Origin of the sequence: Bacillus sp. AR8-1 (assembly GCF_008042345.1) — a bacterium.
Classification (GTDB): Bacteria; Bacillota; Bacilli; order Bacillales; family Bacillaceae_G; genus Bacillus_A; species Bacillus_A cereus.
This window is the reverse complement of the sequence record NZ_QNUB01000001.1, coordinates 42260-58096: the sequence shown is the minus strand read 5'-3', so window position 1 is coordinate 58096 and position 15837 is coordinate 42260. Positions and strand designations below refer to the sequence as shown.

The window sequence follows — 15837 nt, the reverse complement described above, 5'->3', positions numbered from 1 at the left end:
GAAAAAGCCTGCCTGGAGTGGACTAATAATCAGTGGGGATGAATAAAACTCCCATTGATTATTAGTGAACCATATTTTAATAATTTCTCGTATTGTGATACAAGTTTGTAAAAGAAACTATAAATCCATATAATTAGTAATTGTAACTATATTAATTTTACATTACATTAAAAGTTGGAAAATATTCTTATACTCATAAAGTGTTACATTTGAGGGAGGAAAGATGGAATTCTACAATCTTGGTATTATTATTAAAGAACTTAGAAAGAAAAAAAACATGTCACAATCTGAATTATGTCATGGAATATGTTCACAAAGCCAAATTAGTAAGATAGAAAAAGGTATTATTTATCCATCTAGCATATTGTTGTATCAATTATCTGAAAGACTTGGTATTGATCCAAATTATATATTTGCGCTAACGAAAAACAAAAAAATAAAATATATTGAAAATGTAAAATGTGTAATGAGAGATTGTGTGAAACAAAAAGAATATAATGAGCTTTACGAAATAGTGAAAAAAGAGAAAAACGAAAATAATTTCCAATCAAAAGAAGATAAACAATTTCTATTATGGCATGAAGCGATTGCTATATATTATGTAAATGGAGCAACAATTAATGCTTTTGACATTTTAAATAGAGCACTAAAACAAACCTTAAGTAGTAGTAACTTTTTATCAGAAAAAGAAATAAGCATAATGAATTCAATTGCTATAATACATGCAGAAAATGAAGACTATGAGAAAAGCATAAATATATTAAAACAAAGTTTAATTAATTTTAATAAGATAGAATTCCCTAGAGAAAAAGAAATCAAATTAAGACTCATTCATACGTTAACAAAATGTTTACACCTTGCAAATCAATATGAAGAAGCAATAAAGTATAGTGAAATAGGCATAAAATTAGCTATAAATATGAATACTTTATACTTATTAGGTGAATTGTTTTTTGAAAAAGGTGCAATTTTATTAAAAGTTCAGCACTCTAATGAAGTTGGTTTAACATACATAAAAAAGGCATTATTTATATTTGAATTAACAGAAAGAAAACAATATATAAAAATGATCAAGGATAAATATATTAAAAATCAAGAATAAACAAGAAATAATTCTAACATAAGTTATTCCTAATTGGTATTTATTCCTAAAAAAAGTACTGTAATACGAACTATTCCTAATTGTTATTTATTGCTAAAATAAATACCGTAATATTAGATAAATATAAAGGGTGGCATTTTATGAAATCAAGAGGAATTACTCGTAAAGCAGATAGCATGGGGCGTATTGTTATTCCAATGGAAATAAGACGGAGTTTAGGAATTGTAGAAAAAGATTCTCTTGAAATGTTTATAGAAGAGGACCAGATTATTTTACGAAAATATCAATCACCAAGAGCTTGTGCACTTACAGGGGATATTTCAGACAGCAATATTTCGTTAGCGAATGGGAAGATTATTGTAAGTCCAAACGGGATGGAACTGTTAATAAAGAAGTTACAGCAATATCTTTTAAAATAAAAGGTAAGTAAGAAATTTAAAATAGAATATACTTGGAAAAAGGTCCTCTATCACCATTTAGGGGACCTTTTTATTGTTATCAATAAAATTGAGAGGCCGTAGTTGGTTCAATGAAATACGAATTACCTTATAAATAGTCTGACTATTTTTTATAAAAAAACTATTTATTTACATTTTTTGGTTTCGTGTTATATTTTTAGTGTCAATATATTTATCTTGAAAATTCTGATTTTAAACTCAGGAAAACTTTAGAAAATGAAATACTCTTACTTGAATTGAAAATAATATAAACATAGTTTGAAAGTAAAGTATGAAAATGAATCAGATTTTCAAATTAAATTTGCCAATTTAACGGAGATTCGTGGGGGAAATGTGACTAAGAAGAAATCTCTTATACTCCACGTTTTTTATCTGTAAATTGGTAGTTCTAATAGCTTTGAAGAAAAGCAAAGGAGCAAAAAAGAAGTAGGTAGTTCATTTAATAGAAGATATGGTGTGAAAAAATAAAACAACGGAGGTTTTATAATGAATAAAGGAACACTGCAGATTACAGAAATCGAAGAAATTAGCATTCCTAATGTATTGAAGGATAAAATGAAGAATCTAATAGACCATGAATTAAAAACTCATAATCCTTATACTTGTGATCAAGAAATAGCTGCAAGCTTTTCAAGAGAGTGGCTTAATTGTTTGATTGATTATTTAAAGAAAACTTCGAATTCAGACATGAAAAAACTACTACATATGATAAAAGTAGCGAATTGTGGTGGGAACGTACCACCTACTCTTATTAAAAATATTCCATGTGATCCTATGGAAACACTATTACCTGGGGAGAATCGCAAAGGTTTTAATTATGGTGAAGACGAAGACGATAGAATGAAAAAATATTTTTATGCAGAATGGGTCACATGGCTTTTCGCCACACTTTTTAATTATGATGCTTTAATTCACCCATCCGAACATGCAGGGAAAAATAGATTTCACCTCATTTCCCCTTTGAACAACGATGAAGTTTTGCGAAATGTCGGTGCAAGCACCGGTGGTGGGAACTTTTATCAACATAACGATGCCACAGTGTATACAGATATGAAAGACCAATCAGATATTGAAGCAAGATTGAAAACATTCAATACGAATTTAGAAATTGTATCAAATAGACTCAATAAATCCGTGGAAAGAATAGTGTCTGAAATTACTTGTGGAAAATTTACTAGAGTTGATGCTCTTTTATTAAAAGGAGTGTTAAATTTAAAAACTCAAACTCATATTGGAACGCCAAAATTACTTCAAAAGCATCTTGAAGAAAATCACTTCAGTAAAGATGATATATTGGCGATAAGTAAAATGCCTATTGCTCATATCGCAGGAATGGCGGATGGTGAAATATCTGGATTTGTAGGGGAAATAAACCAAATTATATTTTTGGATGATAATGGTGATATTATTGCAACTTGTTTGAATGGAGCAGAAAATAGATTGATTTATGTGGGAGAAAGTGAAGAAGAAAAATTGAAATTTGACATGTTTTTAGAACTCTTACGAACAACGCCTACTTATAAGGTTCCACTTACATCTGAAGATTTATTAATTATCCCAAATTCATACTATGGTAAACAAACAAATGTAACTCATGGTAGGGAAAGGTTATCTGAGGAAGAATATAAAATCCCGATTGGAGATAATAAGTACGGAAGAAGAATTGTTTGCAGGCAGTACGTTTCCAGCCGATTACGTGATCAGAAAGAAAGTTACTTTACAGATATCATTAACTAGTTTAAAGAGAGGAGGGGCGATGGGGAGGTTTGGGTTATAATAGCTCAAGCCTGCCCCTATTCTTTGTATGGATTTTACTATTGAATTACTCATACTACTATTTTTAGTAGCTGTATTAGCAGGATGGATAGATACAATTGCTGGGGGCGGTGGTATGATAACTATCCCGATAATGTTATTAGTAGGTATGTCTCCTTCAGTAGCGATAGCAACTAATAAACTACAAGGGAGTAGCGGAACCCTCATGGCAACAATGATTTTTATTAAGAAGAAAGAAATTAATCTCAAAGATATGCGTTTGTCCATCTTAATGACCTTTTTGGGATCCGTTTTCGGTGGATGGCTTGTTTTACAGATACGGGCAGAATATCTAATCATGATATTACCTTTTTTACTTATTATTATTGGTCTTTATTTTCTATTATCTCCAAATATAGCAAACGAAGATCGACCGAGAAAAATAAGTATGTTGTTGTTTGCGTTAACAGTGGCTCCGTTACTTGGATTTTATGATGGTTTCTTCGGCCCTGGAACAGGTAGCTTGATTGCTTTAGCGTTCATTCTCTTATGTGGATATAGTGTTACACGGGCAACTGCAAATGCTAAGATTTTGAATTTTACAAGTAATTTCGCTGCTTTGTTGTATTTTATTATTTTTGGCCAAATCGATTGGACAATTGGATTGATTATGATGCTTGGTCAAATTATAGGATCATATATTGGGGCGAAGATGGTGCTTACAAAAGGGACGGCATTAATACGACCAATAGTGGTTATTGTTTGCTTTGTCATGGCAATTAAAATTTTTTTACAAAATATAAACTGAATGTAATCAATATATTATTTGGATCAAAGTTAGAGTGTTTTCATGTTCTTATTGCAGTATTACGCTGTTTAAGATGTGTTCAAAATTACACAATTTGACTAGTGTAATGTATTGCGTTATGCTTTTTTTAGTATAAAAGAAAGGCTTGAAGATAATGATTCGTCGTTTGAGAAAGCTAAAAAATGTAGCTGTCGTAGTAAGCTTCTAAGTAAATAGCAAAATATATAATACTTAGAAGCGAGGAATAAAGTTATGAAGTATCCATTATTTAATCATTGGTCAGAAACAAAGTATATAAAAGATATAGTAACAAATCCACTCATTGAAGTGGGAGAGTACTCCTATTATTCAGGCTATTATAGTCATCAAAATTTTGAAGATGGCTGTGTAAGGTATTTGTGGGGGGATGCTAAGTCTCAAGCACTTTTCAATCCAATTGAACAGATGGGATGGCATCTTGATAAACTCATTATTGGGAATTATGTTTGCATTGCAAGTGGAGTAGTCATTTTAATGGGTGGTAACCATAATCATCACTCAGAATGGATTACAGTATATCCATTTGCTGAGCAAATTGAACAATCATATGAACCTAAGGGCGATACAGTCATAAAAAGTGATGCTTGGATTGGAATGAATGCTATAATAATGCCTGGCGTTACTATTGGTGAAGGGGCAATTGTTGCTGCAGGATCTGTCGTAAGTAAAGATGTTCCGCCGTATACAATAGTTGGTGGAAATCCTGCTAAGGAAATAAAGAAACGATTTACTGATACAGAAATAAATATGTTAATGGAAATGCGTTGGTTTGATTGGGATAGGAAATTGATTGAGAAGGCAATTCCGCTGTTATCTAGTCCATCCATCGAACCATTATTTGCTTTTTATAAAAATAAAGTGAAAAATAAATAAATCAGTTAGAAAAACTACATCCAGTATAGGGTGTAGTTTTTTTATTACAAAAAACTAATAGTTTAGACTAAAGAAAATTCATCTCTAATATAAGTCTAGCAAATAGCTGAATTGAATAATTAAAATCCTTGATAGCTAATAAAGCATTAACGGGCAGTAAGACCCCCACTGATTAAAGTTTCACTTTATTTTTTGTAAATATGGAACAAATGTAGCATCTAGATTGTCTATTAATTGTAATCCTAAAAAATATGAAAGTGCGAATCATTTTAAAAAATATAAGGGGATTAAAAATAGGGATATGTGTGGGAATACAAAGTATCAGGGCATCTAAAAGTGTCGGGTGAGATGGTCTATATGAAAGCGATTCTAATGTCTTATATGTATATACAATTTGAGAACACTGTCTGTTTTTTTGAGATTATGTTAGAATAACGCTTTTTTGAGTACAAAGATATTGGAGGTAACAGAAGTGAAAGGTATGTTTTGCAAGAGATTTATTGCAATAGTAACAGTGCTTACACTATTTTTTAGCATGTTCGTTACATTTGGAAGAGCAGCAGCGGAAACAGTTTCTGCTATAGACGTTGAAGCGGGATCAGCAATTTTAATAGAAGCAAATTCCGGAAAAATTTTATATGAAAAAAATGTAGATGAATCATTGGCAATTGCTAGTATGACAAAAATGATGAGCGAATACTTAGTTCATGAAGCGGTGGATAAAGGAAAACTTAAATGGGATCAAAAAGTTAAAATCTCTGAATATGCACATAAGATTTCGCAAGATCGTTCATTATCAAACGTTCCATTAGAAAATGGTGGCTCTTATACGGTAAAAGAGTTATATGAGGCAATGGCAATTTACTCTGCAAATGGTGCAACAATTGCTTTAGTTGAACAGATTGCTGGTAAAGAAGTTAATTTTGTAAAAATGATGAACGATAAGTCGAAAGAGTTTGGAATGAAAGATTATAAATTTGTAAACTCTACAGGCTTAACAAATCAAGATTTAAAAGGATATCACCTAGAAGGGACAACTCTAGACGAGAAAAATAAAATGTCTGCAAGGGATTGTGCAATTTTAGCACAACGTCTTATTCAAGATTTCCCCCAAATATTAAATACAGCAAAAATTCCTAAAAAAACATTCCAAGAGGGTGGTAAATATCCAATTGATATGGCGAACTTTAACTGGATGTTAAAAGGTTTAATTAAGCAATATGAAGGTGTAGATGGTTTGAAAACAGGAACGACTCCAGAAGCGGGAGATTGTTTCACTGGTACAGTAGAAAGAAATGGTATGCGCCTAATTTCTGTAGTGATAAAAGCAAAATCTCATACGGCACGTTTTGATGAAACAAAGAAATTATACGATTATGGATTTGCGAATTTTGAAGTGAAGAATGTCTACGGAAAAGATTCAGTAATAAAAGGATATGAAACAGTTCGAGTGGCAAATGCAAAAGACAAAGATGTAGTAGTTCAAACGAAGCAAGCTGTTTCACTTCCAATGCCGAAGGGCAATAAAGACATTTATAAAAAAGAATTTAAAGTATTGAATAAAGAACAAGAAGCGCCTATTAAAAAAGGTGTAACAATTAGCAAAATGATTATCTCGCCTAAAGATAATACAGATTCTGGGTTCTTATCAGGTAAATCATTACAAATAGACCTTGTAACAAAATCTGATGTGGAACAAGCAAATTGGTTTACACGCTTTATACGTAAAACAGGATCTTTTTTTAGTGGTATGTGGGATAGTGCGATTGATATAGTAAAAAGCTAATTTTATAGGATACAACTAAATGTTTCACTTTATAAAAATTTAATAAAATCTTTTCTTTGTATTAAATATTTTGTTTTAAATTATGTATATAAAGAAATGGAGGTCAAATTAACTTTGTACTGCTTATATTAGGAATTTAAAGAAAGAATATGTACAATTCTCCCACTACATTCTTATAGTGGCCTTTATGAACAGCAAAATTTACAATTTACAAGGAGAACATTTTATGAGTAACAGAATAAAAGAATTAGATTCCATACGAGGGTTAGCGGCACTTACTGTGGTATTTGGACATTTTTGTTTAATGCTACCATCGTTGCCTAATTCTGTTAAATTTTACCCGCTTAGGTTTTTATGGGCGGGTGGGGAAGCTGTTATCGTTTTTTATGTACTAAGTGGTTTTGTGTTATCTATGGCACTTTATCATTCAAAAACAAATTATTGGGGATATTTAATTAAGAGATTTGTAAGAATCTATATTCCTTATTATTTTTGGATAATCGTTACCTTTGTTTTATTTATTTTATTTTCGTCGTATGAAGTGGTAGGATTACGGGATTGGTTCTATGATAGGTGGCAAGGGTCTATAACAAAATTAGATATTCTAAACCACTTTGTGCTTCTTAATAACTTTTTTACGGAAAATTATAATCCAGTTATTTGGTCATTGGCTCAAGAAATGCGTATATCTATTGTGTTTCCTTTGTTATTCCTTCTTTTTTATAAACTGAATTGGAAGAAAACGATACTATTTGCTTTGAGCTTTTCATTAATTAGTGTTGTTCTTAATATGTTGCATATTGGGAAAGCTGAAGGGTTTTATAATGGTTATGCTGATACACTGCATTTTACATCTATGTTTATGGTTGGAATGTTACTTTTTAAGTATCAGGAAAAACTTATCTACTCATATAGGAATATGAAAAAATTTAAAAAAGGATTTCTTATTACATTAGGGGTTATTCTATATTTATATTCCATTTCAATTTATGGTTTTTCCCGTAATGATACAACTTTCTTAATAAAAGATTGGGGTGTCGTAATGGGGGTTAGTATATTTATTATAATGGCTATGAGTAACCTAAAAGTAAAAGCATTTTTAAATAAGAGTGTATTTGTATATTTAGGAGAAATTTCATACAGTATCTATTTATGTCATTTTCCAATCATGATGGTACTATTTAAACTTTTGTATACAAAGATACCTATCTTTTTCCTTCTTACTTTGTGCATTGCAATGACACTACTTTTTTCTATAGTTTCATATCATTTAATCGAAAAGAAATGTATCAACTGGGCAAAACAAAGAACAACAAATTTTTTGAAAAAAGTATAATTCCTAGATAGATTGTATTTCTTTAGTAAATATATGAATATGACCGATTCCTAAGTATACTTAGGAATCGGTCAATTTTAGATTCTAAATGTAAATATAGTAAAGTGGAATATAATTGAAATCGAAAACCACTTAGAAATAACAATTACGGTGTGAGCTATTGTATAGTATAGATATGGTTAATAATAAAGGGGGAATACATATGTGGAAGCGATTTGTAGCAATTGGCGATAGTTTTACAGAGGGGATAGGGGATGAAGTTGAGGGAATTGCATTAAAAAGCTGGGTAGATCATTTTGTTCAACTGTGTGAAAATGATATAGAATATGCCAATTTTGCAAAGCGTGGGTTAGTAACTGAAGAAATTCGCTCGCAGCAATTGGAAAAGGCGCTAACTTTTAATCCAGATTTGGTTAGTCTCATTGCAGGGGCAAACGATGTTTTAAAAGGACGTTGGAATCATGATGCATATAAGAACGATATGGAATTTATGGTAGATACATTAAGTAAAGCAGGGGCTGATATTATTATAGCAAACCTTCCGGATTTTACAGTTAGGCTTCCTTTTGCTTTTGAAAAAAAACAAGTAATAAAAGAACAATTATTAGAGGCAAATGAAGTTATACGTTCATTGAGCAGAGAGTATAAGCTTCATCATGTTGATTTTTGGAATCATCATTTAGTTAATGACAATACGCTTTGGTCTAAGGATTTAATTCATCCAAACTCAAAAGGATATGTAAAAGTTGCTGAATTAATTTTTAGTAGTTTGCCTGTACAGAAGACAAAATAATAGTTTGCAATGTAACGAATATGGTATTAATTGTATTAAGCTATGTTTTTTAGTAAATGGAAAGAACTAAACATTTAGCAAACAAAGCGTATCTACGATATATTTCTACAGTAGTGCATAAATGTAGAATCACAAAGAAAGATCACTTATGGAAATAGGTGATCTTTAAACGTTTTTATAACTAAATTAAAATATATACTGTATTACTAACAATTTCGTACTACATAAAAATTAAGTTCTCTTATAGAAAAACTGATTTTATATTATCTTAAAATATAATAACATATTCAAATCATATTTTGGGTATGTATCCTAATTGTGAATAATGTGTAATTTTTTTGAAGTATAAATATCCAATAAATAAAATAGGTAGTAGGTGCAGAAGTATTAATACTATATTATTCAATTCTGTTATGAGTACATTAGTAATTGGTAGTATTATATTTTTATTATCAATTTTAGTTATTGGAATTAATTTGCATAGAAAATATGTAGGATAAGAAAAGATAAATATACTTTATTGTATATTTATCTTTTTGTTTAGTAGGATTTATAGCCTCTTTAAACTATTATGTTAATAAAATTAAAAAACTTAATTTTTGATATCCTTATGGTTAAAGCCATCTATAAAATGGCAATATAACTAAATAATTGTTTGGTATGATTTTTGGATTTGGTTTTTTATCCGAATTTTCTGATTCAAATATTTCAACTTTATGAATATAGTAGGTGAAATATTTGTGTGATAGTATTTGAGATAGAAAAAAGCCAACTTTAAAAAGGATGTGAATTGAATGTGCAAACGACTGTAAAGGGTTATATTAAGGCAACGTTTAGCTGTTATTAGTGTAAGGGAAAGATATATTTTGTAACAGTTGATATAAAAATGAAGAAATGGGTACGCTTTATTTTATCTGACTATTTTAAAGATATAAAAAATAATAGTTTAAGTTTTGACGAAGTTAAATTTTAGGTGAGATGTCAATAATGATTAATTTGGTTTAATAAAGAGGTACCTTATACGCAAAAGCGTTTATATTAGTAACCTAAGGAGCTTGCTTTTATGAAAACTACCGATTCAAAAGGCCTATTAGGAAATAGGGTATATTTACAAGTTTTCTCTGCCTATTCATTGCTTATGCTTGGTGTTTTTATTGATATGTTAGCGATTATGACTATAGTTGGGTTTGAATGGGAAGTAGATCCTACTATGATTGGATTGATTCCTGTTGCATATGCACTTCCAGGAATTATTTTTGGCTCATGGGCAGGTGTTATTGCAGATCGTTTTAGAAAAATTCCAATTATGATGTTCTGTAATCTAATGGTTGGTCTAATAACGATTGCTCTTTTATTTGTACAAGATATCCACTGGCTCTTAGTGGCATTAATGATTCGTTCCATTTTTATTGTTTTCTATTATCCTGCACAGCAAACACTAACAAGACAGATTGTATCCCCGGATTTGCTTACTAAAGCAGTAAGTATCAACGGAATAGTAGAGCAGGGTACCAAAATAGTAGGCCCACTTATAGGGGGTATGTTGCTGAGCTGGTTTCAACCAGAGTTCTGCCTCATTATAAGAGCTATAAGTTGTTTATTAGCTACCTTAGTTCTCATACCCACAATAAAATTTAAAGAAACTATATCGAAAGAATTTGTTGAAAAGCAAAAACAAAGTACTTGGACCACTTGGGTACAAGGGTGGGGTTATGTGTTATCTAATCGGATAATATTATCAACCATGATTTTCGTTACAATAGCCATGGCAGTATTACAATTAGTAGACTCACAATTCCCAACTTTATTTAAGAGCCTATTCCCACATGATAAAAGTAAAATGGGATATATCATTTCTATTATTGGTCTTGGCGGGATACTTGGTGCATTACTAACTCAGAAATTAAAACAATTTCAATATGGCTGGGTAGTATGTGGAGGTATGGTTTTAATGGGAATTGGTTTTGGGGGGATTGGTTTGATAACGCCCGGTACGGTCTTCGTTTTAGCCTATTTAATTAGTTTTATCGCTGGTATCGGAAGTGGGCTGATGCTTGTATCTAATCAAGTCATATTACAAATAGAATCCGATCAAGATCAAGTAGGAAGAGTATTTGGTATTCAAAGTAGTTTAACAAACGCAGTTTTAATTATTTCTCCTGCTATGAGTGGCCCATTAGTGCATTTGTTTGGAGTAACTCAACTCTATGTTTATGGAGGGATTGGGCTTGTTATTATTGGAGTAATTGGAGTTTCAATGCAGAAATATTTATGGGGTAAACATAAACACGAACCTATAAGAGCAAATAATTTTTGAAGGGAAGATTTTTATGACCAATGAGGAATGTTATCCATTAAGCCATCCGCAGCGAAGAATATGGTATACAGAAGTTATTCATTCTGATAAAGGAATATGTAATTTAAGATTTTTATTTAAACTTCATCGAAAAATGAATTATTCAAAATTAAACCAAGTTGTGAATCGCGTTATCAGTGAAAATGACGGTCTGTGCATTAGGTTAAAAGAAAATGGGCATCAGGAACCGAAACAATATTTTATTAAACATGAAGAACAAGAATTTGAGTTTTTTGATTTCAGTAATGTGGAGAATACAAATTTACTTGAGGAATGGATTGAGCAGAAAACAAAAGAAACGTTTACATTATTTAATTCAAATTTATACTATTTCGCTTTAATAAAATTAAACGATAATGAATGTGCAGTCTTTGGAAATGTTCATCATATTATTATGGATGGTTTATCAATTCAAATATTTACTGAGCAGATTGCAAAATATTATTATGACATGCATAACGAGAATGAAGAAGGCGAAATTAAAAATTCATATGTTCAATTTCTGACCAATGAACAAACATACTTGAATAGTAGTCGCTTTCAAAAAGATCAAAAATTCTGGTTAGAGGAATTTAAAACACTGCCATCTGCGACTGGATTGAAGCCTTATAATACGTACCAAGTTAGTACCAAAGCATCACGTGAGACGTTTATATTAACGGAGCATTTGAAGAGAAAGATAGAAAAATTTTCTGAAGATTCCAAATTTAGTTTATACACCCTTTTTGTTGCTGCTTTCTCGTTGTCCATGTATCGGTGGACCTCATCGCTTAATATTGGTTTAGGAATGGCTTACGGCAACCGTATGACTAAAATGGAACGAAAATTGATTGGAATGATGGTGAGTACAGTTCCTTTAAGAATGGATATTGATCCAGAAGAAGAAGTACTTTCATTTATTAGTAGGGTGTCCAGAAAACAAAGTAAATCATTAAGACATCAGAAATATCCATTTGATTTGTTATTAAAGCGGATTAATAAAGAGAATAACAGTAATGTGAGACTTTTCGGAACTACGATTGATTATAGGGATCGTGATGAAAGTGGTGACTCACTATGGATTCCAAACCGTGAAGAAGTACAAGATTTTGCAGTGCATATTGAAAATCTAATTGATATAGACTCTTTACATGTACATATTGATTATCGTGAGGAGCTATTTTCTAAGGAAGAGATAAAACAGTTTTTTAACGTGATGTTAGCGATAATGGAAAACACTTTTGAAAACCAAAAGCAGAAGGTGGCTGAAATAGAAATCATTTCTGAGGAAGATAAAAGAAAAAGTTTAGTTGAGTTCAACAATCCTAAACTGGATGTCCCGCCTCAAGTAACTATTCATGAAATGTTCGAACGGCAAGCGATGATTTATCCAAATGCTATTGCAGTTACGTATGAAAAAGAAAAAATTACTTATAAGGAGCTTAATGAACGTGCAAACCAGTTAGCTCATTATCTGCAGAAAAAAGGAGTAGGACCTGATACTTTAGTTGGACTGTGCGTTGAACGTTCCCACGAGATGATTGTAGGTATTTTAGGGATTTTGAAGGCTGGTGGGGCTTATGTCCCACTTGATCCAACATATCCAGAGCAACGACTTCAATATATTTTAGAAGATGCTAGCATTCAGTTATTCGTAACGCAAGAAAGTTTAAAAGAATTGAACTGGTTACCAGAAAATGTTGAGTCGATTTGCCTGGATCGTGATCAAGATGAGATTGGGAAAGAAAGTAAGACTTTGCCGGTTTCTAGTGTCGGTCCCAAAAATCTGGCATATGTAATCTATACTTCGGGATCAACGGGAAATCCAAAGGGCGTTATGATAGAGCATCACAATGTCATTCGGTTATTTAAATCGACGGATTGTTGGTATCAGTTTAATGAAAAAGATACTTGGACGCTTTTTCATTCGTATGCATTTGATTTCTCAGTATGGGAAATTTGGGGAGCATTATTATATGGTGGAAAATTAGTTGTTGTTCCGTACTGGATTAGTCGATCACCTAAGGATTTTTATCAATTATTGGTGGAGGAAGAAGTCACAGTTCTAAATCAGACACCCTCCGCATTTCGACAATTAATACGAGTGTGTGAACAAGAAGATAAGAATAAAAATTTGCAGCTGCGTTATGTGATATTTGGCGGAGAAGCGTTAGAACCTACTAGCTTGTTACCGTGGTTTCAAAGGTATGGGGAGAAAAACCCACAGTTAATTAATATGTATGGAATTACAGAAACTACAGTTCATGTTACATATTATCCAATTACTCTAGATGATGTGCAGCATGCTTCAAGAAGTAATATTGGAAAGCGGATTCCCGATTTAGAAGTGTATATACTAGACGCTTATCAACAACCTGTTCCTATAGGTGTCGATGGTGAACTTTATATTGGCGGGGCAGGGCTTGCACGTGGGTATTTAAATAGACCTGAATTAACAGCAGAGCGTTTTATATCTCATCCATTTAGTAGTGATCTGAAAGCAAGATTATACCGGACAGGAGACTTAGCGAGGTATTTGCCAGATGGGAATCTAGATTATCGTGGAAGAATTGATCATCAGGTTAAAATACGTGGTTTCCGAATTGAGATTGGGGAAATTGAGTCTACTTTACATACATATGCATATGTAAAAGAGGCAGTTGTAATTGTAAGAGAAGATCAGCCGGGCGATAAAAGATTAATAGCATATGTTGTAGGAGATGGAAATGTAGATGCGTGGAGAGAGTATCTTAAAGCGAAACTACCAAGTTATATGGTTCCTTCGGGATTTGTGGCGATGGAAGCTATTCCACTTACAGCTAACGGTAAAGTTGATCGTGAGGCCTTACCTATGCCAGAGGAAAAGCAGATTAATAGTGAATGTGTTGGCCCTCGGAATAGTAACGAACAGATACTGACTACCATTTGGAAGCGAGTATTAGGTGTTAAAAAGGTGGGAATCTATGATAATTTCTTTGAAATTGGTGGCGACTCGATTCTCAGTATTCAAATCATATCTCAAGCAAGTCAAGTGGGGTTAAAACTTACTCCAAAGCAAATGTTTGAATGCCCAACTATCGCTGAGCTGGCACAAGTGGCTATAGAAACGCAGGGAGTACAAGCGGAGCAGGGAATTGTGATAGGTGATGTGCCTCTTACTCCAATTCAGTGCTGGTTCTTCGAGCAAGAACATCCACATACAGAGCATTGGAATCAATCAATGCTTTTAAGAGTAAAAGAAAGATTGAATGTGAAATTACTAGAGGGAGCGATATTAAATTTACTGAAACATCATGATGCTTTACGTTTCCGGTACGAACAGTTACCAAACGGAACGTGGAGGCAGAGAAATGAAGGGACTGATGAGCTGTCAGTACTCCATGTTGTAAAACGTAATCAAGTTAATGAAAAAGAGTGGAATAAAATAATACAAGAAGAGATGAACATTAATCAAGCTAGTTTCAATTTAGTTAATGGTCCGTTAATGAGAGTAGTGTACTTTGAAGATAACTTGACTAGAAATGATCGAATATTCTGGGTGATTCATCATTTAGTAGTAGATGGAGTGTCATGGAGGATTCTATTGGAAGATTTACAGGTGGTATATAACCAGATGAAACAAGGTCAAGAAGTTCGCTTACCTGCGAAAAGTACATCTTTTAAAGAGTGGTCTGAACGACTCCAGACATACAGTGATTCGGGTATTTCAAAAGAAGTACAAAATTATTGGAATGAACAAGTAGAAAAAGAAACGATGAAAATTCCAATGGACTATCCAATACAAGAAACAACAGAAGAATCGATTGATCAAGTGACGAGGACTTTAGGAATAGAAGAAACACAAACATTGTTACACGAAGTTCTAGTCACTCATAAGACAAGGATTGATGAGGTACTATTAACGGCATTAGGACAAGCTATCGTCGATTGTACAAATCAGCAAACCGTTTCTATTCATCTAGAAGGACACGGAAGAGAAGAGATGATTGAAGGTATTGATTCATCAAGGACAGTGGGCTGGTTCACGAGTATTTATCCCGTTCATCTCAATTTTCAAGGAACTCAAACACCTATTGAAGGGTTAAAGGCTGTCAAAGAACAATTACGTCGAATTCCAAATCGCGGAGTTGACTATGGTATTTTACGTTACTTGAATAAAGGATTACTTCCGTTTTATCAGCAAAAGCCTTCAATAAGCTTTAACTATTTGGGCCAATTTGATCAGGTGTTTTCAAGGGACTCTTTGTTTATGCAAGAGACAGGATTTACATTTTTAGATCATGCTCCAGATTCCAAACCATCTCATCTAATTGATGTTATCGGAATGGTGAAAGATGAAAAGTTACATTTTGTTTGGATGTATAGTAGAGAACAGTTTTCTAAATTGAAAATTCAATTGATAGCAGATGGTATGTTAAGGCATCTCCGTCAACTTATAAATAAACCAACAACAGAGTCTGTTTTTACGGTATCAGATTTTGCTGATGCAGAGGATCTTACGGAAGAAAGCTTGAGCAAAGTATTACTTAAATTAACAAAGAAGAGGGTGTAA

Annotated in this window: 10 protein-coding genes; all 10 read left to right on the top strand. The window is 32.3% G+C overall.

All coding sequences use genetic code 11. The annotated features are described in order from the left end of the window. Window positions 1–223: 223 nt before the first annotated feature. Complete coding sequence (locus tag DN400_RS00150) at window positions 224–1102, top strand: helix-turn-helix domain-containing protein (protein ID WP_000397972.1); 879 nt, start codon at window positions 224–226, stop codon at window positions 1100–1102. 140 nt (window positions 1103–1242) lie between these two features. Beyond that, window positions 1243–1521 carry an AbrB/MazE/SpoVT family DNA-binding domain-containing protein gene (locus DN400_RS00145; RefSeq protein ID WP_000842216.1) on the top strand — a complete coding sequence of 93 codons (279 nt, stop codon included), beginning with the start codon at window positions 1243–1245 and terminating at the stop codon, window positions 1519–1521. Window positions 1522–2046: 525 nt separating this feature from the next. Further along, complete coding sequence (locus DN400_RS00140) at window positions 2047–3297, top strand: hypothetical protein (RefSeq protein WP_065483630.1); 1251 nt, start codon at window positions 2047–2049, stop codon at window positions 3295–3297. Between the two features lie 67 nt (window positions 3298–3364). Further along, window positions 3365–4123 (top strand): TSUP family transporter, encoded by a 759-nt coding sequence (locus DN400_RS00135; RefSeq protein ID WP_097997630.1) that lies wholly within the window; start codon window positions 3365–3367, stop codon window positions 4121–4123. Window positions 4124–4375: 252 nt separating this feature from the next. Then, window positions 4376–5035, top strand: coding sequence for a CatB-related O-acetyltransferase (locus DN400_RS00130; RefSeq protein WP_098391769.1), 660 nt, complete (start codon window positions 4376–4378; stop codon window positions 5033–5035). A gap of 472 nt (window positions 5036–5507) precedes the next feature. Further along, entirely contained in the window at window positions 5508–6821 is a 1314-nt protein-coding gene (locus DN400_RS00125; protein ID WP_098256221.1) for a D-alanyl-D-alanine carboxypeptidase family protein, read from the top strand. Between the two features lie 187 nt (window positions 6822–7008). Continuing rightward, on the top strand, window positions 7009–8157 hold the full coding sequence (locus tag DN400_RS00120; protein ID WP_147801465.1) for an acyltransferase family protein: 1149 nt from the start codon (window positions 7009–7011) through the stop codon (window positions 8155–8157). A 202-nt stretch (window positions 8158–8359) separates the two neighbouring features. After that, window positions 8360–8950 carry an SGNH/GDSL hydrolase family protein gene (locus DN400_RS00115; RefSeq protein WP_000265878.1) on the top strand — a complete coding sequence of 197 codons (591 nt, stop codon included), beginning with the start codon at window positions 8360–8362 and terminating at the stop codon, window positions 8948–8950. Between the two features lie 1063 nt (window positions 8951–10013). Further along, the gene (locus tag DN400_RS00110; RefSeq protein WP_098256219.1) at window positions 10014–11267 is read left to right on the top strand and encodes an MFS transporter; all 1254 of its coding nucleotides are present in this window, start codon (window positions 10014–10016) and stop codon (window positions 11265–11267) included. A 13-nt stretch (window positions 11268–11280) separates the two neighbouring features. Next, a complete protein-coding gene (locus DN400_RS00105; protein ID WP_147801464.1) occupies window positions 11281–15837 on the top strand; it encodes a non-ribosomal peptide synthetase in 4557 nt (1518 codons plus the stop codon).

Bases quoted from the DNA above. Each gene is read 5' to 3' on its own strand.
- DN400_RS00150 (WP_000397972.1), top strand. From the start codon at position 224: ATGGAATTCTACAATCTTGGTATTATTATTAAAGAACTTAGAAAGAAA.
- DN400_RS00145 (WP_000842216.1), top strand. From the start codon at position 1,243: ATGAAATCAAGAGGAATTACTCGTAAAGCAGATAGCATGGGGCGTATT.
- DN400_RS00140 (WP_065483630.1), top strand. From the start codon at position 2,047: ATGAATAAAGGAACACTGCAGATTACAGAAATCGAAGAAATTAGCATT.
- DN400_RS00135 (WP_097997630.1), top strand. From the start codon at position 3,365: ATGGATTTTACTATTGAATTACTCATACTACTATTTTTAGTAGCTGTA.
- DN400_RS00130 (WP_098391769.1), top strand. From the start codon at position 4,376: ATGAAGTATCCATTATTTAATCATTGGTCAGAAACAAAGTATATAAAA.
- DN400_RS00120 (WP_147801465.1), top strand. From the start codon at position 7,009: ATGAACAGCAAAATTTACAATTTACAAGGAGAACATTTTATGAGTAAC.
- DN400_RS00115 (WP_000265878.1), top strand. From the start codon at position 8,360: ATGTGGAAGCGATTTGTAGCAATTGGCGATAGTTTTACAGAGGGGATA.
- DN400_RS00110 (WP_098256219.1), top strand. From the start codon at position 10,014: ATGAAAACTACCGATTCAAAAGGCCTATTAGGAAATAGGGTATATTTA.
- DN400_RS00105 (WP_147801464.1), top strand. From the start codon at position 11,281: ATGACCAATGAGGAATGTTATCCATTAAGCCATCCGCAGCGAAGAATA.